The following is a 19,641-nucleotide window of genomic DNA, read 5'->3' as shown; positions in this document are numbered from 1 at the left end:
TTGCTGGGCCGCCGTCAGGCAGCAAATGGGGCTAGTGTGAAGAGCACTATGGGTTCACAGATCGACTTCTTCAGCACGACCGGCCTCATCGAGGCCGGTCTGCTGCTGGCCAGCTTCGTGCTCTGTTCGCTCATCGGCTTCGAACGCCAGTTCCGGCAGAAGGCAGCGGGCTATCGCACACACGTGCTCGTGGGAATCGGCACCTGCGCGTTCACCCTGGTCTCGGCGTACGGATTCGCAGGCGTCCTCGACAGCGACGTCCGCCTCGACCCCTCGCGGATCGCTGCGCAGATCGTCTCGGGCATCGGCTTCCTCGGTGCCGGAGTCATCTTCAAGGGCCGCAATATGGTCCGCGGACTGACCACGGCCGCAACGATCTGGGTCACCGCCGCGGTCGGCATGGCCTGTGGTGCGGGCATGCTCTCGCTGGCGACCATCCTCACTGCCCTCCACCTGTTCACGCTCTTCGTCGTCGCCCCGCTGATCCGCAGGATCCCCAACAGCGACCATCGCAAACTGCTGCGCATCGCCTACCAGGACGGGTCCGGGGTGCTGCGAGACATCCTCGCGCTGGCCAGCCGCATGGGGTTCTCGAATTCCATCGTCGACTCCCGGCGGTTCGATGACGACGACGGCACACGCATGGTTCAGATCGACGTGAAGTTCGAGGGCAAGCGTCCGCTCGACCTCCTCGTCGCACCACTCATGGATCTGCCCGGAGTCGGCACGGTGAGCATGCGCGAGGACCGCATTCATTCCTTCGACGACGACGGGGACTCGGTCTGACCGACTCGCCGCAGCGGCATCAGAGCGCGAGACGGGAGAGCATCTCTTCCATACCTGCCCGGACGCGCTGCCGTGAGGAGTCCCCGAAGACCGTCGCCTGGACGACGGCTCCTTGGAGCATGGCGAGAATCGCCGGTGCCAGGGCAGCAGCCTGCGCCCGTGCCGATTCGGTCTCCGTTCCCCGCTGCTCGTGCAGATAGGCGGTCAGGTACATGGTGAATTGCTCGAGCAGCGCTTCGAAGATCGTGCCGGCGAATCGCGCGAACTCCCCGTCATACGACGCCTCGCCCCAGACCTGCACCAGAACCGAGGAGAACGGGTTGTCGACGAGCAGAGAGTCGAGGAGTTCGACGAACACCACCTGAGGCTCCGTCACCTCGCTTTCCGACTGCGCCGTCTGCAGCACCGCGATGCGAGGCTCCATCACTCTGCGGGCGACATCGATCATCAGATCGCCCTTGGAGGCGTAGTAGACGTAGACGGCACCGGCCGACAGCCCGGCCTCCTTGACGATCTCGGCCATCGACGCGCCGGCGAATCCCCTGCGGGCGAAGCAGGCCAGTGCGGCGTCCTGAATCCTGCGACGCATCGTCTGCCTGTGCTCTTCGGTGACCTTCGGCACATCTCCCCCATAAAACGAATGAACATTCTTGATATACCCTACTTCATGGTTTCATAATGAACGAGCATTCGTTTTCGAAGATTGGACAGACATGAGCACGAGGATTCTCAGCAGCTCGACAAAGGGCGCGAGCCCGGAGGCAGCTCCGACGGGCGCAGGCACTCGACCGGCCGCGACAGAGAATTCCGCTTCGTCGCAGGGTTCCGGAGATCCTGCGGCACCGCCTGAGGGCAAACTGCCGCGGCACAGCGTCGGCCGTGCCATCGGCATCGCCGTCTTCGCCGCCGCGATCGTCAGTGCCATCCTGCTCGCGTTCAGTTGGCCGACCGTGACGGCCGAACCGAAGGACCTGCCCATCGCGGCCATCGGCGATGAGAAGCAGATCGATCAGGTCGTCGACAATGCACCTGAGGGCATGCTCGACCTCAAGGACGCCGATTCTCGAGCCGATGCCGTGGACATGATCAAACACCGTGATGTCTACGGAGCACTGGTCCTCGGCGACGAACCCGAGATCCTCGTGTCCTCGGCCGCCTCGCCCGCGGTGGACCAGCAGCTGCGAGCCATGGCCGCGCAGATGCAGCAGCAGATCGACAAGCAGGCGATCTCGGGCATGCAGGACGGACTCGAAAAGCTTCAGGGGGCGCTGAAAGCCGCCTCGCAGGCCCCCGGTGCCGGCCAACCCGGCCAGCCGGGAGCAGAACAGGACTCGTCGGCCGCCGGGGCCGGACAGGACGCCTCGGCCACGGAGGTGCCGCAGATCAAGGTCACCGACGTCGTTCCCCTCTCCGATGACGACTCGACCGGTGCGGGGCTGGCGATCGCCGGGCTCCCTCTGACCATCGGCGGTATCATCGGCGGTGTGCTCACCAGCATGCTCGTTCACTCCCGCCGGATGCGAGCGGTCGCCGTGGTCGTCTACGGGGCTGTCGGCGGTCTGGCTCTCACACTCATCCTCCAATCCTGGTTCGGCATCCTCCAGGGCAACTTCGGTCTCAACGTCCTCGCTGCCGGTCTCGCGGTCGCCTCGACGGCGGCGCTCATCAACGGATTCGTCTCGCTGATGGGGCCGGGCGGCATCGCCATCGGCGCGATCCTCACGATGTTCATCGGCAATCCGATCTCCTCCCTGCAGCAGCCGAAGGAGTTCCTCGTCGGGTCGTGGGGAGACATCGGTCAGTTCTTCGTACCCGGCGCGGCCGGAACGCTCCTGCGTGACCTCTCGTACTTCCCGGATGCTGCGATGGCCACCCAGTGGTGGGTGCTCATCGGCTGGTTCGTCCTCGGCATCGCACTCATCCTCATCGGCCATGTCCTGGCCCACCGGAAGACGCGAGCAGCCGCGCACTGAGCACTCCCCCACCCGGCGCACTATTCCCAACTGACTCCCATCGCCCCTGGTCATCGTCTCTCACGAAGACTAGGGTCGGTGGGAGTCAGTGGTCTCCGACATCGAGACCGGGGAGGAATCCATCGTGGCATTCGACGATGTGACGATCTGCCGCACCTGCGGAGTGGAAACGACGACACCGCCACCTCGGCTGTGCCCGATCTGCGATGACGACCGCCAGTGGGTTCCGGCTTCCGGTCAGGCGTGGACGACAAGGGAAGAACTCGAAGCCGAGGGTCATGCTCTCAGCATCGACGAACGCGAGCCCGGGCTCTTCGCACTGCGGATCGAGCCGAAACTCGGAATCGGCCAGACCTGTTATCTGGCGTGCACGGAATCGGGAAACCTGCTCTTCGATGTCCCTGCCTACATCGACGCCGAGGCGGTCTCACAGGTCCGTGAGCTCGGCGGAGTCGCAGCCATCGCCGCCAGTCACCCGCACATGTTCGGCACCCAGCTGGAATGGAGCGCCGCCTTCGACGACGCCCCGGTGTTCGTCTGCCGGGCCGATGTCGACTGGGTGCAGCGCCGAGACAGGACGATCACGACCTATTTCCACGAGGCGGCCCCGCTGCCCGGGGTCAGCCTCCGCCGCACGGGAGGACACTTCCCCGGCAGCGCCGTGGCCGTGTGGACGGGTGCGGACGGCACCGGAGTCATGCTCAGCGGCGATTCCATCGGCCCCGTCCCCAGAGACGGCTGGGTGACGTTTATGCGCAGTTTCCCGAACTATCTGCCGTTGTCCGCCGCCGTCGTCAGACGCATCGCCTCCGCGGTCTCCGATCTCGACTTCGATCGGATGTACGGCAATTTCGGTCAGCAGATCTCCAACGGTGCCCATGACGCCGTGCAGACGTCGGCCGAACGCTACGCACAGTGGGTCTCAGGCGTCCACGACCACCTCACCTGAGGGCCGTGATCAGCGGGAGCGGAACTGCGCGGTGACGGGGCAATCGAAGGGATCGGCCCGGCCGAGCCCGACGCGGTTGAGATAGCGGACGATGATCCGGTAGGACTCGAACAGCGTCGTCTCCGTGTACGGGATGTCCTTCTGTCGGCAGTATTCGCGTACGAGCGGCTGCACCTTGTGCAGGTTGACACTCGGCATGCTCGGGAACAGGTGGTGTTCGATCTGGTAGTTCAGCCCGCCCATGAGGAAGCCCATCGGGCGACCGCCGGAGATGTTGCGTGACATCAGGGTCTGCCTGCGCAGGAAGTCGATCTTCACGTCTTTCGGCACGATCGGCTGGCCTTTGTGGTTCGGAGCGAAAGATCCGCCCATGTGAACACCGAAGACCGCCACCTGCACGACGAAGAAGACGAGACCGATGACGGGTCCGGCGGCCCAGATCGCCAGCAGCGGGAACCCGAGGAGACGGATGCCGATGAGGACGCCTTCGGTCCAGCGCCGCTTGATCGAGGACTGACCGCGGAGAATCGCCTGGACCGACTGCACGTGCAGCTGCAGACCGGCGAGGGTGAGCAGGGGGAAGAACGCCCAGCCTTGGCGGGCGGCGAACCATTTGGCCACGCCGGTGCGTTCGCGGGCGTCCTCGGCGACGAAGACGAGGGTTCCCGGTGCGATGTCGGGATCGACACCGGCCTTGTTCGGGTTCGCATGGTGGAGGGCATTGTGCTTCTTCAGCCACCAGCCGTAGCTGAGGCCGATGAAGAGGTTCCCGATGATCGTCGAAACCCACTCCCCGACCTTCCCGCTGGTGAAGATCTGCCGGTGGGCGGCGTCGTGAGCGACGTAGGCAGTCTGAGTGAAGAGGATGCCGAAGACGACTGCGGTGGCGATCTGCCACCAGCTCTCGCCGATGAGGAAGAGCATCGCGAATGCGCCGAGATAGGCCAGTCCCAGCAGGCTGAAGCGCAGGGTGTTCCATCCGGGGCGCCTGGCCAGCAGGCCGGCTTCCTTGACCTGGGCCATCAGGGCGCTGAAGTCGCTCGTGAACTCCTGCTGCGCGGTACCGCGCTTGGCACGCCTGTTCTCGAGGACCTGGGCGCGGGTGGCCACATCCGGCTGCGGAGTCGGCAAGGGGGTGCTGATGACATCGGTCGGATTCATACTCCTCACAATAGGGATGCGACCGCGGCACCGCGTCACCCCAGAGAGCGGTCTTCGACCCCTACCCTGGTAGGGGTCGGGTCGAAAGCTCGACTGCGATCACCTCAGGCCTGGGCACCTCAGGCTTGGGCACCTCAGGCTTGGGGATATCAAGGCTGGCCACCGGGGACGACGAGACCCGACTCATACGCGGCGATGACCGCCTGTGCCCGATCCCGTGCCCCGACCTTGCCCAGAATCCGTGAGACATGGGTCTTGACGGTCTGGACGGCGATGCACAGCGAGGCGGCGATCTCCCGGTTCGTCGCGCCCCGAGCGACCTCGACGAGGATCTCCCGTTCGCGGTCGGTGAGCTCGGGCAGGGCAGTCAGACTCGGTGCCTGCGGCCCGGCAGCGAAGTGTTCGATGACGCGACGGGTGACGCTCGGCGCGAGCAGCCCCTCCCCTGCGGCCACGACCCGCACCGCATCGGCGAGCTCATCGGGTGGGGCGTCCTTGAGCAGGAAGCCGCTGGCTCCGGCGCGGATCGCGTCGAAGACGTAGTCGTCGATGTCGAAGGTGGTGAGCATGATGATCCGCGGTTCACTGCCGCCCCCTGAATCGCCACCCGACTCAGCGAGGATCGCCCGCGTCGCTTCGATGCCGTCCATGAGCGGCATGCGCACGTCCATGAGGATGACGTCGGGTCGCAGGTCTGCGGCCATGGCCACACCCTCGGCGCCGTCCTGGGCCTGACCGACCACGTCGATGTCAGGGTGGGCGTCGAGCAGCGCGGCGAAGCCGGCTCTCACCATCGCCTGGTCATCGGTGATGAGCACACGGATCATGACCGTTCCTCTCCGTCATCGGTCGCCGGATCGAGCGGCAGGATCGCCACGACTTCGTAGGTGTCTTCAGGGGTCCACCCGATGTGGACCTGTCCTCCCACCGAGGCGGCGCGCTCGCGCATTCCGATCAGCCCCTGCCCTCGGTCGGACGAGTGCCCGGCCGACTCGGTCGGGCCGCTGCCGCGAGTGCTGACGATGCTGATCGTCACCGCTCGATCGTCGCTGCGGACGTCGACATCGATCTCCGGGTCCCGGTTGTGGCGCACCGCGTTGCTCAGTGCCTCCTGAACGATGCGATACCCCGCCAGTCCCGTGCTCTCCCGGAAGCCGCGACTGAAGTCGTCCCCCTGTTGACGAAGGCTGACTCGGACCCCGGCCTGCTGGGCCTGAACGATGAGGTTCCCGATGTCGGACAACCTCGGCTGCGGGGCGAGTTCGTGGCCGGTGTCGTCGTTGCGCAGGACGCTGAGGAGTCCGCGCATCTCCGTGAGCGCGTGGCGGGCCGAGACCGAGATCGTTTCGAACTCCTCGGCCACCTCGGCGTCGATGCCGACGTGGCGGAACGGGGCACTGGAGGCCTGGATGTTGATGATCGACATGCTGTGGGCGACGATGTCGTGCAGCTCTCGGGCGATGCGCGTCTTCTCCTCGACGGTGACCCGCTTCGAATGCTCTACTGCTGTGTTCTCCTTCTCCCGGATGAGCTGGGACCGGATGAGGTTCCACTGTCGGACGATGACCGCGGCGACGTAGACCCCGCCCGCGATGCACGAGAAGACGACGATGGTCACAACGGTCGATTCCGACCGGCGGATCTCGAGCAGGAAATGGCCGGCCGCGGCCGCAGCCGAGGAGGCGACGATGCTGCCGAGCAGCGCACCGAGGGCGACTCCCCAATGCGCCCGGAGGCCGACGATGAGGATGACGAGGACCTGGGTGATCATCATCGGCACCGTCCACGGCCACGGCAGTCCGGCCGCCGTGGGGGCGAGCAGCGGGAGCACACCGCAGACGAGCGCCGAGGCGATCGTGGAGAAGAGCGGACGCAGCATCGCCAACGGCAGACAGCCGGCGTGGACGAGGCTGAGGGCGAAGGCGAGCGCGATCGGAGCTGCGTAGACGCCGACGGCGATCGAGGCTTCGATTGCGAGCATCGCAATGGCGGCGAGGATCACCGCCACCCAGGCCAGGGCCCTCGGGTCGAGCGAACGGTCGGGAGGCAGGAATCTGTCGAAGAGTCGGCTGATCACCACGTCTGCGGGCTCCCTTTCTGCGATCCCGGTCGATCCTGGGGATCGTCGAACCCGGCGCGCGTCGTCACGTCGACAGTAGCAAACGCGCACTCTCGGCCCCAGATGCGCCCGGCCGCGGCGCCGGGCTCAGGCTTCGGCTGAGAGGTGACCGACGGAAACGGCTGCGAAGCGTCCTCGCGTGTGCCAGGTGAGTCCGAGGTAGAGCGCGAACGAGGCGATGAATGACGGGATCGTCGCGCCCACGGGACTCGGATAGGCGTAGGTGAGCAGATAGGACACGAGCGCTCCGACCACCCAGACGCCCACTGCGGCCCAGTTGACTCCGCGGGTGTACGAGTAGAGTCCGCCGGAGTCGCGGAGGATGTCACGGGTGTAGACGCGACGTTTGATGATGTAGTAGTCGACGATGAGGATTGCGAAGACGGGGACGAAGAAGGCCCCGATCATGGTGAGGAAGTCGGTGTACTGGTCGAGAAGGGCCAGCCAGGTCGAGCCGATGATCGAGATCGCTCCGAGCACGAGTGCCACGGGCAGGAAGCGCAGCCGGGCCCGGCTCTGCGCCCCCACAACCGAGTTGACCATTCCGTAGACGACCATCGTGTTCGTCGCCATCACGGAGAGGAAGATGACGATGGCCAGCGCCCAACCGAATTCGTCGGCGAGCACGGTCGGGTCGAACGCGGCGGGCTCGCCACCGGCATCGCCGGTCCCAGCCGATCCGCCTCGGTCGATGAGGATATAGCTGAAGGCCGTGAGACCGAGGACCATGGCGAGCACTGTCGAGGTGATGTAACCCAGTCCCGAGCCGACGACGCCTGCGCGCTGACTCTTTGCGAGCCGGTTGAGGTCCCCGGACAGCACGGTCCATGAGATCGCGGTGGAGATGACGATGTCGAGCGCGAGGGCCGGGGTGAACTCGAGCGACGGGTCGGTGCTCATCTGCGTGTACTCGCTCGGTGCGTGTCCGGTGAATGCCGTGACGAAGACGAAGGCCATGGCGAGGAGGATGAGGAGGGCGAACCAGGGTTCTGCCTTCTCGATGCCTTCATGTCCGAGGATGGCGAGACCGACGACGAGGGCCTGGCAGAGGACGGAGAAGAGGATCGGGCTGGAGAAGCCGGTGGTCTGTTCGACGACGTAGTTGACGCTGATGCCCGCGAGCATGGCCTGCACCCATGACCACCCCATGAGGATGATGACGTTGGCGGCGACGGGCAGATAGCTGCCCCTGGCTCCGAAGGCTCCGCGGGTGATCGCCATGGTCGCCAGGCCCGTGCGCGTGCCGATGTTGCCGATGAGGGTGAGCACGATGGTGCCGATGATCGTTCCCACAACGATGACGATGACGGCGGTGGTGTAGTCGATGCCGGGCACGAAGAGGGTTCCCGTGAGCATGGTCGTGACGACGAGGTTCGCGGCCAGCCAGATCATGAACATCCGACGCCCGCTCAGAGTCCCGCGGATGACGCCGGATTCGTCGCTGCCGGACTCCAGCCGGTTCTCGAGCCTGCGGTACCAGTTCACTGCGGGACCGCCTCGGCGTCGGTGTCAGCCTCGGGGTCACTGTCGGCATCGGCGGTCGCCGGCACCGTCGAGAGATGTTCGTGCACGGCGATGAGGCGGGCATCGCCGAGGAGGCGGAAGACGATGCTCTCGCGTTCCCGGTAGGACTCCCGACCGTCGGGAGTCTCGACGGTGGTGTCGACCGTGTGGGAGAAGACGGCCCCTCCGGGGAAGGTCTGGACGAGCCGTTCGGAGGAGCGGCAGTCGACCACGGACCATCCCTCGGCGATCCAACCCTGCCATGTGTCCTCATACTCGGCGCGGCTGTCGAATCGTTTCGCTTCGGGGTGGAAGACGAACGTGGCGTCGGGGGCGAAGCCGGCGAAGTAGGCCTGCGTGTCGGTCGAAGCGAAGGCGGCGACGATCGCATCGGCCGCGGCGAGCACCTCGGCGATGCGTGGTTCGGCGTGTGATTCGGGTGCGTCTTCGGACATGGGATCGCTGCCTTTCGAAGGGGGTGCGATGGAACGACTGCGTGACACTCTAGCCCTCTGGTGATCCAGCGCACTGTCCAAAGTGGAGCATTTGAGACCCTGTCTATCCACCACGGCACTCACCGCCCGCATATCGCGATGCGGCAATCACAGAGTGAGATCAATCGTAGAGTCGTACCACCTGGCCTGCAGGGATGGAGCGCGAACGGTCATGGATCGTTCGCGCGCAATGAGCGTGAAGGAGAACAAGCTGAGATGAGTCCGGAACTGATCTGCGTCGTCGTCCTCGGACTGATGTTCGTCATCGGCACGTGGCGCGACCTCAACATGGGCCTGCTCGGGTTCATTGCGGCCGCCGGCGTCGGCGGACTCGTCCTCCACCAGGCGCCCGAGGAGTTCCTCTCGGGGTTCCCCGTCGACCTGTTCCTCACCCTGGTGGGCCTGACCTATCTGTTCGGCTTCGCACAGAACAACGGTGTCATCGAGGTCATCGTCCACTGGTGTGTCCGGCTCGTCGGCGGGCGGGTCTCCCTCATGCCGTGGATCTTCTTCGCACTCACCGCCGTCCTCATCGCCCTCGGCGCGCTCTTCGCCGTGGCCATCATCGCTCCGCTGGCGCTGACGTTCGCACGCCGGAACCGGATCAACCAGTTCATGACCGGACTCCTCGTCGTCCACGGTGCACTGGCGGGAGCGTTCTCCCCCATCAGCGTCTACGGCATCTTCATCAACGACTACCTGGAGAAGAACGGGCTGACCCCGACACCGCTGTCGCTGTTCCTCGCCCCGCTGCTGTTCAACCTCGCATTCGCCTTCGTCGTCTACCTCGTCCTGCGCCGGCGGCCGGGCCTGCGTGCCGAGGCCGACGACCAAGCGACCGCCGCCGAGGATGAGGCGCAGGTCCGGCTCTCCCGCTCGCAGATCCCCACCATCATCGGCCTCGCCGCCATGGCCGTCTCCGTGATCGCCTTCGGCTGGGACGTCGGATTCGTCACCATCACGATCGCGATCGTCCTCGCCGTGATCGACCCAGCAGCCGGCAAGGCGGCGATGTCGAAAGTCTCCTGGTCGGTCGTCATCCTCATCACCGGCGTGCTCACCTACATCGCCGTGCTGCAGGAGGCGGGCACCGTCGAATGGGTCTCGGCGGGAATCTCATCGATCGGCATTCCGCTGCTCGCCGCACTGCTGCTGTTCTACATGTCCGGCCTGATCTCGGCACTGGCGTCATCTCTGGCGATCATCGGCGTCGTCATCGCCCTGGCCGTGCCGTTCCTCGAATCCGGAGACGTCCATGTCGGCGGCTTCGTCGCTGCTCTGGCGATCGCGGCGACGATCGTCGACATCAGTCCGTTCTCGACCAACGGTGCGATGCTGCTGGCCAATGTCGATGCGTCGATCCGTGACCGCTACTACCGGCAGATGATCGGCTATGCGGGCCTCATGTGCCTCATCGGCCCGGGACTGGCTTGGGTGGTGGCCGCCGTTCCGACGTGGGTCGCGGCCTGAACCAGCCGCCTCGGCGCGTTCGCCTCACATCCTTCCGCCGACCTGGAAGTTCCCATGCCAGGCCAGGGCCTCGCCGAGGAGGTGCGGAGTGTGCCGTCCGGCGGGGTTGGCCGCGATCGCCCGTTCGAGGTAGTCGGAGAGTCGGTCACGATAGCTCGGGTGTGCGCATTCGGCGATGCTCTTCCGTGCCCGCGCCACCGGCGAGAGTCCCCGCAGATCCGCCAGCCCCTGTTCGGTGACGAGGATCTGCGTGTCGTGTTCGGTGTGGTCGATGTGGCTGGCGAAGGGCACGATCGACGAGATCGCCCCGCTCTTGGCCAGCGAATTCGAGACGAAGAAGTTGAGATAGGCGTTGCGGGCGAAGTCCCCCGAGCCGCCGATGCCGTTGATGATCGACGAACCCATCACGTGCGTGGAGTTGACGTTGCCGTAGATGTCGGCCTCGACCATGCCGTTGATGGCGATGACGCCGAGACGGCGGATCGCCTCGGGATGGTTCGACATCTCCTGCGTCCGCAGCAGGATCCGCCCCTTGTAGGACTCGATGTTCTCATTGAAGTCGGCCGCGCGTTCGGCCGAGAGCGAGAAGGCTGTGGCCGAGACCGAGGTGAGCTTCCCGTCGTCGATGAGGTCGAGCATCCCGTCCTGGATGACCTCGGTGTAGGCGGTCAGTCCCGTGAACTCGCTGTCGGCGAGGTTGCCCATGACGGCATTGGCGACGTTGCCGACGCCGGACTGCAGGGGCAGTAGCTCCGGCGGCAGTCGGTCGGCGGCGATCTCGTGTCGGAGGAAGTCGACGAGGTGAGCCGCGATCGCCTTCGAATCCTCGTCGGCGGGCTTGAACGGGAGGTTCCGGTCCGGCGCGTTCGTCTCGACGACGGCGACGACCTTGGCCGGATCGACCCGCAGATAGGGGTCGCCGATGCGCTGCATCGGCTCGAGCAGCTGGATCGGCAGCCTCTCGGGCGGGCGCCGGGTTCCGTAGTAGACATCGTGGAAGCCTTCGTAGGCCCGCGGATGCCAGGAGTTGACCTCGAGGATCACCTTGTCGGCGAGGTCGAGCCAGGTCTTCGAGTTCCCGACGGAGCTGCCGGGCACGAGCAGCCCGTTGGGCAGGATCGCGGCCACTTCGACGACGGCGACGTCGAGGTTGCCGTAGAAGCCGAACCACGCCTGTTGGGCGGAATGGCTGAGGTGGGTGTCGACGTATTCGGTCGCCCCGGAGTTGATTGAGGACCGCATCGCCGGGTCCGACTGGAACGGCAGACGCTTGCTCACGGCATCCGCCTCGGCGAGGACTCCGTCGAGTTCGGGGGCGGTCGAGGCGCCGGTCCACAGTTCGATGCCGAAGTCGTCCCCGCGGTCATGGGCCGCGCGAGCGCGTGCGGCCACGGCGCCCGGCACGACCTTCGGGTAGCCGGAACCGGTGAAACCGCTCATCGCCACGCGATGTCCGTTGTCGATATGACGGGCCGCCTCATCGGCGGAAACGGTCTTCTTCAGCTCAGGGCAGGTGATTCTCGACATTCATGTGAGTCTATCGGACGCTCTCACACGGTCGGCTCGGGCCTCTGCGCAGCGAGGAAGGCCCGCGCACCCAGGGCGATCCTGGCTTCGGCGATGACCCCGAGGCCGAGCATGTCCTCGTCGACGTCGAAGCACTCGGTGTGGTGCCCGGCGGTCGTGTCCATGCCGATCTGGACGTAGGTGGCCAGGCCACCGCGCTCCTTCACCCGTTTCATCATGGCCGTGGCGTCCTCCGATCCGCCGACTCCGCTCGAGTCGCGGATCTCGGCGACCCCGGGGACTCCTGTGAAGCTCTCCCGGATGAAGGGCAGGAGTTCGGGGCTCGGATCCTCGCGGTCGGCGCGCCCGACGACCGTGAGTGCGCAGTCGACTCCCTGCATCCGCGCGGCTCCCGCGATGACGTCCTCGGCTCGGGCGAACATGAACTCGTTGATCTCGCTCGTCTGTCCGCGCGTCTCGACACGGATCGTCGCTGCACGGGGCACGACATTGCGGCCCTCCCCCGCGTGGAAGGTGCCGACGTTGATCCGGCTCGCGCCGGCCGAGTGGCGCGGGATCGAGTGGAGCCCGAGTGTCGCCGAGGCGGCGGCGAGCAGGGCGTTTCGGCCCTTCTCGGGGTCCCCACCGGCGTGGGAGCCGATTCCGGTGAAGGTGACGTCGAACTTCGTGCTGGCGAGGTATCCGTCGGACCCGGTGACGATGTTGCCCTTGCCGTCATCGGACTTCAGATGCGTGGCGACGAAGAGGTCGACGTCGTCGAACCAGCCGGCGGCGACGATCGAATGCGCCCCACGGACCCCCTCCTCGGCGGGTTGGAAGATGATCTTCATCGTCCCGGTCAGTGCCTCGAGTCGGTCGCTGAGGACGGTGGCGAGTCCGAGTCCGATCGCCGCGTGCCCGTCGTGGCCGCACCCGTGCATGGCCGCCTCGTTGACCGAGGAGAATCCCTCGGCGAAGGGTCGGTGCGATTGGTCTGCCGATTCGACGAGGTCGTTGGAGTCGATGTCGAAGCGGAAGCACACGACCGGGCCCGGGCGGCCGGTCTCCAGAATGCCGAGGACACCGGTGAACCCATCGCCCATCGCCTCGACGAGTTCGGGATCCGCGCCCTGGGCCACGGCTCGTTCGCGTTCGGCGGCGAGCACCTCGGCGTCGGGCACACCCAACCGCTCACTCGCCTCGTGGAGCTCGGGTCCGCAGACCGTATCCCAGCCCAGCTCGCGCAGCTCGGTGATGATCGCCGAGGTGGTGCGGAACTCCGTCCATCCCGGTTCGGCGAACCGGTGGAAGTCACGTCGCCAGGCGACGAGTCGATCCTCCAGTCCCTCCGGCAGCGCTGTCATGGTCGATTCGGGTGCTGACGATGTCATTCTCGTGTCCTCGGATCGGTGCGGTCGACTGTACCGATCCTATTCCCCCGTCGAGGCGGACCGGACCACGCGGAAGCCGATGTTCGACGCCGAGGAGTCCGGGGTGTTCGATGATCGCGCCGCCACGCGATAGCGGTTGCAGTACGAGTCGTGGCAGAGGAAGGATCCTCCGCGCATGATCCTCTTCTCCCCCAACTCGGGACCGCGCGGGTCGGCCTGCGGCGAGCGCTGGTAGTAGTCGCGGTCGAAGTAGTCGGCGCACCATTCCCACACATTGCCGACGGTGTTGTACAGACCCAGGCCGTTCGGGGCGAAGTGTCTGGCCGGTGCGGTCCCGATGTACCCGTCGTCGCGGGTGTTCCTGCTTGGCAACTCGCCCTGCCAGATGTTGCAGTTCCAGTCCCCGTCGATGAGCACCCGGTTGCCCCACGGGTAGCGACGTCCTTTGAGTCCGCCGCGGGCGGCGCATTCCCATTCGGCTTCGCTCGGCAGGCGGGTGCCCGACCACGCACAGTAGGCGACCGCGTCGTCCCAGCTGACGTGGACGACGGGATGGTCTGCCCGGTCGGTGAGATCGGAGCCGGGTCCCTCGGGTGCCGCCCAGTGCGCGCCGGAGACCTCCACCCACCAGGGCACTCCCGGCGCCCGGCCGAGGACGTGGCCCGAAGCCTGCGGATTGTCCTCGAGCAGCATCGCGAACACCGCCGATGTGCCCAGCCTCTCTGCGGTGGTGACGAAGCCCGTCGCCGAGACGAAACGGGCGAAGTCGTCATTCGTCACCGTCGTCGCAGCGATCTCGTAGTCACTCAGCCACACGCGGTGTCGAGGTCCTTCTCCGTCTGCCGGGTGTCCGTCGCCGAAGGGGTCGCCCATGTCGAAGGTGCCGCCTGAGGTGACGAAGTCGAAGCTGAAGCCGACGGCCTCATCTGCCCGTGCGGTCGGCATCGCCGCACCTGCGTCGCTGGAGACGTTGTCGGTCGCCCGCTCGACCGCAGGTGCGCAGCAGGAATGCGCACCTGCGCCGAGGCCGCCGTCCGTTCCGTCGACCGCTGCGTTCACGTGTGCACCCCTCTGCCTCGATTCTCCTGCTCGCACCACTTTACGATGTCGGCTGTACTCGGTGCTGTGAGGGCGAGAAGGTTGAGAGATGAGCGCACAGTCATCATCGATCCCACGGCTGCACGTCGCCCTCAACGGCGGCGGCGATCGAGCATGTCCTCACCGAGGCACGGATCGCCTTGCCGCAGGTCCACCACGGCGACGGAATCGCCTCCTGGATCGTCAACGCGCGAGCGATCCGACGCGGGCACGCGGTGCGGACCGGCCTCGAGGACACGCCCGTGCTCATCGACGGCAGCCAGGCGACGGGCAATGCCGAACTCGTCGCCGTGGCGGCGGGGCTCATCGCTCAGCTGAGCACCTGACTGCGGTATGGTCGAGCGCTAGCCTGGAGGCATGAACGACCATCACCTCAAGAGTCACAGTGACGCACCTCAGGGTTTCTTCGCCGCCGAGGCGGCCGGGCTGAAGTGGTTGGCCGAACCGGGGGTGATCCCCGTCGTCGAAGTCATCGACTCCGGCGAGGACCACCTGCGGCTCGAGCGCCTCGAGGAGGTCGGGTCCGACGCGAATGCCGCCGCAGTGTTCGACCGCAGGCTCGCGCGGCTCCATGACTCCGGCGCTCCCGGGTTCGGCTGGTCGCCGTCCGAATCGGCGTTCTTCGGTCCCCTCTACGCCCCGTTCGCCGTTGCCAACGATGCGGTGTCGGCCTTCTGCGACTATTGGGCCGATCAGCGCCTGTCGCCGATCCTCACCTGGCTCGACGGCGAGCTCACGGATGATGAGAAGGTCACGGTCACCTCGGCGATCGAGGTGATCCGCAGCGGCGCCTTCGACGGCATCTGCGGCGACGGCGTCGAAGCGCCGGCCCGGGTGCACGGCGATCTGTGGGCCGGCAACCTCATGTGGACTCCTGACGGGTGCACGCTCATCGACCCTGCCGCCCACGGCGGGCACCGACTGGAGGATCTCGCGCTGCTCGCGCTCTTCGGTACACCGTTCCTCGAGGAGATCTTCACCGGCTACGAGGAGGTTCATCCGATGCCTGCGGGGTGGCGGGAGGACCTGCCCGTGCACAGCTTCTTCGCACTGCTTGCCCATGTGCGGCTCTTCGGTCGCGGTTTCCTCGCTCAGACCCTGGGCGCGGCCAGGTCGATCACTGCTCGCGCACGACAGCTGCAGGCGTAGGACCGGGCCGACCCGATGCACCGGGTCGAACCGGTCCTGCCGGCCGGAACTCGCTGAGCCCGGAGCGGTTACTTCAGTGAGATCTCGACGGGATCGGCGAACAATCCGCCGGCGAAGGTGAGCCGGCTCGGGTCGACGTCCTCCGGCACGTCGAAGACGAGGACGCCCTTCCCGGTGTTGCCGGGGTTGATCTCTTCGAGGAAGAGGATGTTGTCCTTCGCCGCGTAGATGCCCGCTTCGGAATCGGCGGAGTAGGTGTTGTCCTGATCGTCGGCGAGTTTGATGTCGTCTTCGAAGAAGTAGTCGGGTTCGGAACCGGTGTTCTTCACCGACAGTGAGATCTGCACGAACTGTCCCTGGGCCTCGGCTCCGAGGTATTCGTCGCCGACCTTCGAGACCCCGTCTTCGACCTCGTCGACGGTGATCTCCCAGTCGTCGGCGGCGACCGTGTCGCCGATGCCGTGTGCGGACTCTTCGGCGGGCTTCTCAGCCTTCGCCTCCTTTTCGCCGCCGCCGGCCTGCTGTTCGTCTGCCGAGGTGGAGTCGGCCGATTCGGTGCTGGTTTCGTCTCCTCCGCCGCCGAGTGCACTGACCAGGGCGATGAGGACGACGATGACGATCAGCCAGAACCACCAGCGTTTGAGCAGGGGCTTCTTCGGCTTCCGCGGCTTCTGACCGGAGGGCTGCTGCGGTGGATTCTGGGGGTTCTGCGGGTGGGACATGGCGCTCCTTCGAAACGGTTGCCGGCTGACTCCATCAGCCTCGTCGGTCCCGTCCGATCGCACGTCCGCACTTCGGCTCGAACCGGCTGGCCGATCGGCTGATCGACCTCAGCCGATCGGTGGACTACACGCGTCAGGGGTCGCGGCTACGATTCTTCTGTGGCAGAACAATTCCTCCCTCCGACCGTCAACGGTCCGGAGCCACCGGCAGCCGCGGCCGAGCATCGCAGTCGAGTCGGCCCGCCGGCGGCGCGACCCCGGACGATCCCTCGCGCCGTACGCATCGCGGGAAGCATCCTCATCGGCATCGTCCTCTTCCTCCTCGGGTTCTTCGCCTCGGCGATGGCGGTCACGGCGGCTCCGTGGGCGTTCTCCGACGGCGAGCTCAACGACGCCGGGATCGTCACGGTGCTGCTCCTCATCCCCGTCTGGGGGCTCGTGTTCCTCCGCCGTCGCTGGCCGTGGGCCCTTTTCGTCGCCGGGGCTGTGCTCACCACGGGGTGGGGCGATGCCTTCCTCCTGCTCATCGGGCTGTTCCACCTCGTCATCCGCGCGCCGATTCGGCAGGCGATCATCGCCTCGGCGGTGGGATTCGCGCTGGTCGTCGGGTCGACGGTGAGGATGTGTCTGGCTCCGGCACGGCGCAACCCGTTCGGCCTCTTCTTTCTGCCCGACCCGGCGCAGGTCACCGGCGCCGAGGCGGCCGTCCCACCCGATGATTCGCTGCTGGCCATGACGATCATGACCATCGCCGCGTCCACCATCGGACTGGGGGTGAGCCTCGGGGTCGGTGCGCTGCTGCGACGGACGAGGAGGATGAGGAGAGTGGAGTCGCTCGCGGAGCGTCAGACCCTGCGCAACGAGTCGCTCACCGCCGAGCTCGCGCGACAGTCCGAACGCGAACTGCTCGCGCGCGAACTCCACGACACGCTGTCGCACCGGCTGTCGGTGATCTCTCTGCACAGCGGCGCCCTCGAGATCGGTGCCGAGACCGACCCCGAGGTCGCGTCGACGGCGGCGGCGCTGCGGCAGGAGGCACGCGCGTCTCTGGAGGAACTGCGCCACCTCGTGGGTGGGGTGAGGGAGGGAGATCTCACCGATCCGAGCACCCACCGCGGAAGTGTGACGCCACCGAACCGGGCGTCGCTGCAGTCGATCCCGCAGCTCATCGCATCAGTCCAGACCACCGGCACGATCATCCGCCCTTCGATCATCATCCAGGATGTCGAACACTGTCCCACGGGTTTGGACCGGGCGATCTATCGCATCGTCCAGGAGGCGCTGACCAATGCGATGAAGCATGCCCCGAATTCTCCGGTGAACGTCAGCGTCTCCGTCTCGGCGGCCGGTGGGGCACGGATCGTCGCCGCCAATCCGATCACAGCGTCGCCTGGCCTCGTCCAGGTGCCGCCGCGACCGCAGTTCGCCCCGGACTCAGCGGCGTCGGGCCGGCCGGTCTCCGCGGCTGGGAGTTCGGCGGCGCAGAGCTCCGTGGCCGGGGGTTCCGCGGCTCACATCCCTTCGGCTCAGGTCTCTGGCGATCTGGCTTCGTCGGGCTCGGGGGCCGGCCTCGTCGGCATCCGCGAGCGGGTCGACCTGTACGGGGGTTCGGCGACGATCGGGGCGCGTGGAGGCGAGTTCCTCGTCGACGTGAGCTTTCCGCCGTTTCCACCCGGCACCTGATTCCTTCTTCGTGGCCTGCGGGTCGGAGCGGCTCAGGTAATCTGACGATCATGAACCCATCCGCTCCGATTCGCGTCATCGTCGTCGACGACGATCCCATGGTCATCACCGGGATCAGAGGGATTCTGCAGGCCGCAGACGATATCGAGGTGGTCGGCTCCGCAGCGAGCGGCGAAGAAGCCATCGAGAAGGCGGCCCTGCACTACCCCGATGTCGTGCTCATGGACATCCGGATGCCGGGGATCGGAGGAATCGATGCGACCGAGCGCCTCGTCAACAGCACCCGTCCTCCGAAGGTGGTGGCGTTGACGAGCATGGACAGCGACGATCATCTCTTCCGCGCGCTCGAAGCGGGAGCGAACGGATACCTGCTCAAGGACATCGGACCGGTTGATCTGGCGATCGCGATCCGCAGGGTCCACGCAGGAGAACCGATCCTGGCGCCGCGGTCGATGCGGCAGATCATCGCGAAGGTCACTTCGAGCGCCGACCATCGCCTGCAGCGCGAAGCCGCGCAGCTCCTGGCGGCACTCACCGACAAGGAGCTGGAGATCGCCGAGCTCGTCTCCGAGGGCCTGTCGAATCAGGAGATCGCCGAGCGGACCTTCATGAGTCAGGCGACGGTGAAGACGCACCTCAATCGCATCAACATCAAACTCGATACGGACAATCGCGTGCGCATCGCCACGATGGTCGTCAGAGCTCAGAAGATCTGAGCCGGGTCGACTCTGCACAGAATGAGTGCTGCACGGGCCGGCATCGTCCTGCATCGACGAAATCCGTTCCAGAATTCATCGTTTCTTTATCGCCAATCGCAGAAGTGATTGTCTGCTCCGTCTAAGATCGGCAGTGATGGTTGCTGAGTCTTATGTCGAATCCGAGGATATGATCGGCAGCCCCTCCGAACCCAGTCCCCGGACGGCTCGACTACAGGGGCTGCTCCTTCGGGCAACCCCCATCTGGGTTCTGGCCCTGGCCTTCGCCGTGGTCACGGTGCTCGCCGCAGGGCCGCTGCGCGTCTGGGACTACAAGCTCAACCGCCGGTGGCTCTACCTCTTCAATCAGGACCTCGTCTGGTTCGTCCAGCACATCCTCGACCCCATCGCCGGTCAGGCCGTCTGCCTTCCGGTGCTCGTCGTCACAGCGATCACGCTGGCCCGTCGGCGGCGGTCATGGCGGCCGGTCGTCATCGCCGTCGCCGCCGAGGCCGCGTTCTACCTCGGTGTCGGTTCGTTCAAGCTGCTGCTCGCCCGACCCGCGACGACGCTGCACGACCCCCGATTCTTCCAGGGCGGTCTGCTCGACCTCGGGGACCGCGGAATCAGCTATCCCTCTGGTCACGCAGCCGAGGCGGTGCTCATCTACGGCACGGTCGCCTACCTCATCGCCACCTACAGCAGCGCCTCCACCCGGACCGTCCGACGTCTGTGGTGGGCGGTCGCCGTGATCAGCGCGAATTCGGTCGTTGTGTCGTTCGCCCTCGGATGGCATTGGGCCACCGACCTCGTCGGGGGTCTGCTGGCCGGCGGACTGTTCCTGCGGATCATCATGAGCGTCGATCGGCGTGTGCCGCCGTTGAGGACCTGAGCGCCCGGCAGAGCGTCACCGCCGTGATTACGTCAGCGGCATGAGTGCGT

At 66.2% G+C, this 19,641-nt stretch carries 19 protein-coding genes; 9 read left to right on the top strand and 10 right to left on the bottom strand.

Translation table 11 applies throughout. The features are described from left to right. Positions 1–48 precede the first annotated feature (48 nt). The gene (locus tag HK401_RS15590) at positions 49–786 is read left to right on the top strand and encodes an MgtC/SapB family protein (RefSeq protein ID WP_181275572.1); all 738 of its coding nucleotides are present in this window, start codon (positions 49–51) and stop codon (positions 784–786) included. A gap of 19 nt (positions 787–805) precedes the next feature. Here the strand turns inward: HK401_RS15590 and HK401_RS15585 are convergent, their stop codons facing one another. Next, positions 806–1,408 carry a TetR/AcrR family transcriptional regulator gene (locus HK401_RS15585; protein WP_181275571.1) on the bottom strand — a complete coding sequence of 201 codons (603 nt, stop codon included), beginning with the start codon at positions 1,406–1,408 and terminating at the stop codon, positions 806–808. A gap of 91 nt (positions 1,409–1,499) precedes the next feature. Between HK401_RS15585 and HK401_RS15580 the strand changes: the two genes are divergently transcribed. Next, entirely contained in the window at positions 1,500–2,759 is a 1,260-nt protein-coding gene (locus tag HK401_RS15580; RefSeq protein WP_181275570.1) for an ABC transporter permease, read from the top strand. Positions 2,760–2,847: 88 nt separating this feature from the next. Then, a complete protein-coding gene (locus tag HK401_RS15575) occupies positions 2,848–3,708 on the top strand; it encodes an MBL fold metallo-hydrolase (RefSeq protein WP_309136017.1) in 861 nt (286 codons plus the stop codon). Between the two features lie 9 nt (positions 3,709–3,717). Here the strand turns inward: HK401_RS15575 and HK401_RS15570 are convergent, their stop codons facing one another. From HK401_RS15570 to HK401_RS15550, 5 genes are all read right to left on the bottom strand, one after another. Continuing rightward, complete coding sequence (locus tag HK401_RS15570; protein WP_181275569.1) at positions 3,718–4,869, bottom strand: fatty acid desaturase family protein; 1,152 nt, start codon at positions 4,867–4,869, stop codon at positions 3,718–3,720. 149 nt (positions 4,870–5,018) lie between these two features. Next, entirely contained in the window at positions 5,019–5,696 is a 678-nt protein-coding gene (locus HK401_RS15565) for a response regulator (RefSeq protein ID WP_181275568.1), read from the bottom strand. Continuing rightward, entirely contained in the window at positions 5,693–6,949 is a 1,257-nt protein-coding gene (locus HK401_RS15560) for a sensor histidine kinase (protein WP_181275567.1), read from the bottom strand. The genes HK401_RS15565 and HK401_RS15560 overlap by 4 nt, the downstream gene beginning before the upstream one ends. Positions 6,950–7,075: 126 nt before the next feature. Then, a complete protein-coding gene (locus HK401_RS15555; protein ID WP_309136016.1) occupies positions 7,076–8,473 on the bottom strand; it encodes a purine-cytosine permease family protein in 1,398 nt (465 codons plus the stop codon). Then, the gene (locus HK401_RS15550) at positions 8,470–8,946 is read right to left on the bottom strand and encodes a YybH family protein (protein ID WP_181275566.1); all 477 of its coding nucleotides are present in this window, start codon (positions 8,944–8,946) and stop codon (positions 8,470–8,472) included. Before HK401_RS15550 ends, HK401_RS15555 begins: the two co-directional genes overlap by 4 nt. Positions 8,947–9,201: 255 nt before the next feature. Here HK401_RS15550 and HK401_RS15545 point away from each other — a divergent pair, with 255 nt between their 5' ends. Next, a complete protein-coding gene (locus HK401_RS15545) occupies positions 9,202–10,455 on the top strand; it encodes an SLC13 family permease (RefSeq protein ID WP_181275565.1) in 1,254 nt (417 codons plus the stop codon). Positions 10,456–10,479: 24 nt separating this feature from the next. Here the strand turns inward: HK401_RS15545 and scpC are convergent, their stop codons facing one another. Genes scpC through HK401_RS15530 form a run of 3 tightly spaced genes read right to left on the bottom strand, consistent with a single transcriptional unit; the run spans position 10,480 to position 14,297 of the window. Then, positions 10,480–11,982 (bottom strand): succinyl-CoA:acetate CoA-transferase ScpC, encoded by a 1,503-nt coding sequence (scpC, locus tag HK401_RS15540; RefSeq protein ID WP_181275564.1) that lies wholly within the window; start codon positions 11,980–11,982, stop codon positions 10,480–10,482. 23 nt (positions 11,983–12,005) lie between these two features. Then, positions 12,006–13,352, bottom strand: a complete 1,347-nt coding sequence (locus HK401_RS15535; protein WP_258234261.1) for an amidohydrolase — start codon at positions 13,350–13,352, stop codon at positions 12,006–12,008. 39 nt (positions 13,353–13,391) lie between these two features. Next, positions 13,392–14,297 (bottom strand): formylglycine-generating enzyme family protein, encoded by a 906-nt coding sequence (locus HK401_RS15530; protein WP_181275693.1) that lies wholly within the window; start codon positions 14,295–14,297, stop codon positions 13,392–13,394. A gap of 293 nt (positions 14,298–14,590) precedes the next feature. On the opposite strand from HK401_RS15530, the gene HK401_RS15525 reads away from it, so the two are divergent. Both HK401_RS15525 and HK401_RS15520 read left to right on the top strand, forming a co-directional pair. Beyond that, positions 14,591–14,776, top strand: a complete 186-nt coding sequence (locus HK401_RS15525) for a 3-keto-5-aminohexanoate cleavage protein (RefSeq protein WP_181275563.1) — start codon at positions 14,591–14,593, stop codon at positions 14,774–14,776. Between the two features lie 31 nt (positions 14,777–14,807). Continuing rightward, entirely contained in the window at positions 14,808–15,599 is a 792-nt protein-coding gene (locus tag HK401_RS15520; RefSeq protein ID WP_181275562.1) for a fructosamine kinase family protein, read from the top strand. Between the two features lie 68 nt (positions 15,600–15,667). On the opposite strand, the gene HK401_RS15515 is transcribed toward HK401_RS15520, so the two are convergent. Next, on the bottom strand, positions 15,668–16,321 hold the full coding sequence (locus HK401_RS15515) for a DUF4352 domain-containing protein (protein ID WP_181275561.1): 654 nt from the start codon (positions 16,319–16,321) through the stop codon (positions 15,668–15,670). Between the two features lie 159 nt (positions 16,322–16,480). Between HK401_RS15515 and HK401_RS21085 the strand changes: the two genes are divergently transcribed. The 3 genes from HK401_RS21085 to HK401_RS15500 all read left to right on the top strand — a co-directional run bounded on the left by HK401_RS21085 (position 16,481) and on the right by HK401_RS15500 (position 19,591). Then, positions 16,481–18,004, top strand: coding sequence for a sensor histidine kinase (locus tag HK401_RS21085; RefSeq protein WP_309136015.1), 1,524 nt, complete (start codon positions 16,481–16,483; stop codon positions 18,002–18,004). A gap of 50 nt (positions 18,005–18,054) precedes the next feature. Further along, positions 18,055–18,720, top strand: coding sequence for a response regulator (locus HK401_RS15505; RefSeq protein ID WP_219921988.1), 666 nt, complete (start codon positions 18,055–18,057; stop codon positions 18,718–18,720). A 136-nt stretch (positions 18,721–18,856) separates the two neighbouring features. Beyond that, positions 18,857–19,591, top strand: a complete 735-nt coding sequence (locus HK401_RS15500) for a phosphatase PAP2 family protein (RefSeq protein WP_219921987.1) — start codon at positions 18,857–18,859, stop codon at positions 19,589–19,591. Positions 19,592–19,641: the final 50 nt, after the last annotated feature.

Origin of the sequence: Brevibacterium oceani (assembly GCF_013623835.1) — a bacterium.
In the GTDB taxonomy this organism is placed as follows: Bacteria; Actinomycetota; Actinomycetes; order Actinomycetales; family Brevibacteriaceae; genus Brevibacterium; species Brevibacterium oceani.
The sequence above is the reverse complement of the archived record's forward strand: the minus strand, read 5'-3'. Positions and strand labels throughout refer to the sequence as shown.

What these genes read in the sequence shown, in the direction of transcription:
- HK401_RS15545 (WP_181275565.1), top strand. Translation starts at nt 9,202, where the DNA reads ATGAGTCCGGAACTGATCTGCGTCGTCGTCCTCGGACTGATGTTCGTC.
- HK401_RS15520 (WP_181275562.1), top strand. Translation starts at nt 14,808, where the DNA reads ATGAACGACCATCACCTCAAGAGTCACAGTGACGCACCTCAGGGTTTC.
- scpC (WP_181275564.1), bottom strand. Translation starts at nt 11,982, where the DNA reads ATGTCGAGAATCACCTGCCCTGAGCTGAAGAAGACCGTTTCCGCCGAT.
- HK401_RS15515 (WP_181275561.1), bottom strand. Translation starts at nt 16,321, where the DNA reads ATGTCCCACCCGCAGAACCCCCAGAATCCACCGCAGCAGCCCTCCGGT.
- HK401_RS15590 (WP_181275572.1), top strand. Translation starts at nt 49, where the DNA reads ATGGGTTCACAGATCGACTTCTTCAGCACGACCGGCCTCATCGAGGCC.
- HK401_RS15505 (WP_219921988.1), top strand. Translation starts at nt 18,055, where the DNA reads ATGAACCCATCCGCTCCGATTCGCGTCATCGTCGTCGACGACGATCCC.
- HK401_RS15535 (WP_258234261.1), bottom strand. Translation starts at nt 13,352, where the DNA reads ATGACATCGTCAGCACCCGAATCGACCATGACAGCGCTGCCGGAGGGA.
- HK401_RS15565 (WP_181275568.1), bottom strand. Translation starts at nt 5,696, where the DNA reads ATGATCCGTGTGCTCATCACCGATGACCAGGCGATGGTGAGAGCCGGC.
- HK401_RS15550 (WP_181275566.1), bottom strand. Translation starts at nt 8,946, where the DNA reads ATGTCCGAAGACGCACCCGAATCACACGCCGAACCACGCATCGCCGAG.
- HK401_RS15530 (WP_181275693.1), bottom strand. Translation starts at nt 14,297, where the DNA reads ATGCCGACCGCACGGGCAGATGAGGCCGTCGGCTTCAGCTTCGACTTC.
- HK401_RS15580 (WP_181275570.1), top strand. Translation starts at nt 1,500, where the DNA reads ATGAGCACGAGGATTCTCAGCAGCTCGACAAAGGGCGCGAGCCCGGAG.
- HK401_RS15500 (WP_219921987.1), top strand. Translation starts at nt 18,857, where the DNA reads ATGGTTGCTGAGTCTTATGTCGAATCCGAGGATATGATCGGCAGCCCC.
- HK401_RS15570 (WP_181275569.1), bottom strand. Translation starts at nt 4,869, where the DNA reads ATGAATCCGACCGATGTCATCAGCACCCCCTTGCCGACTCCGCAGCCG.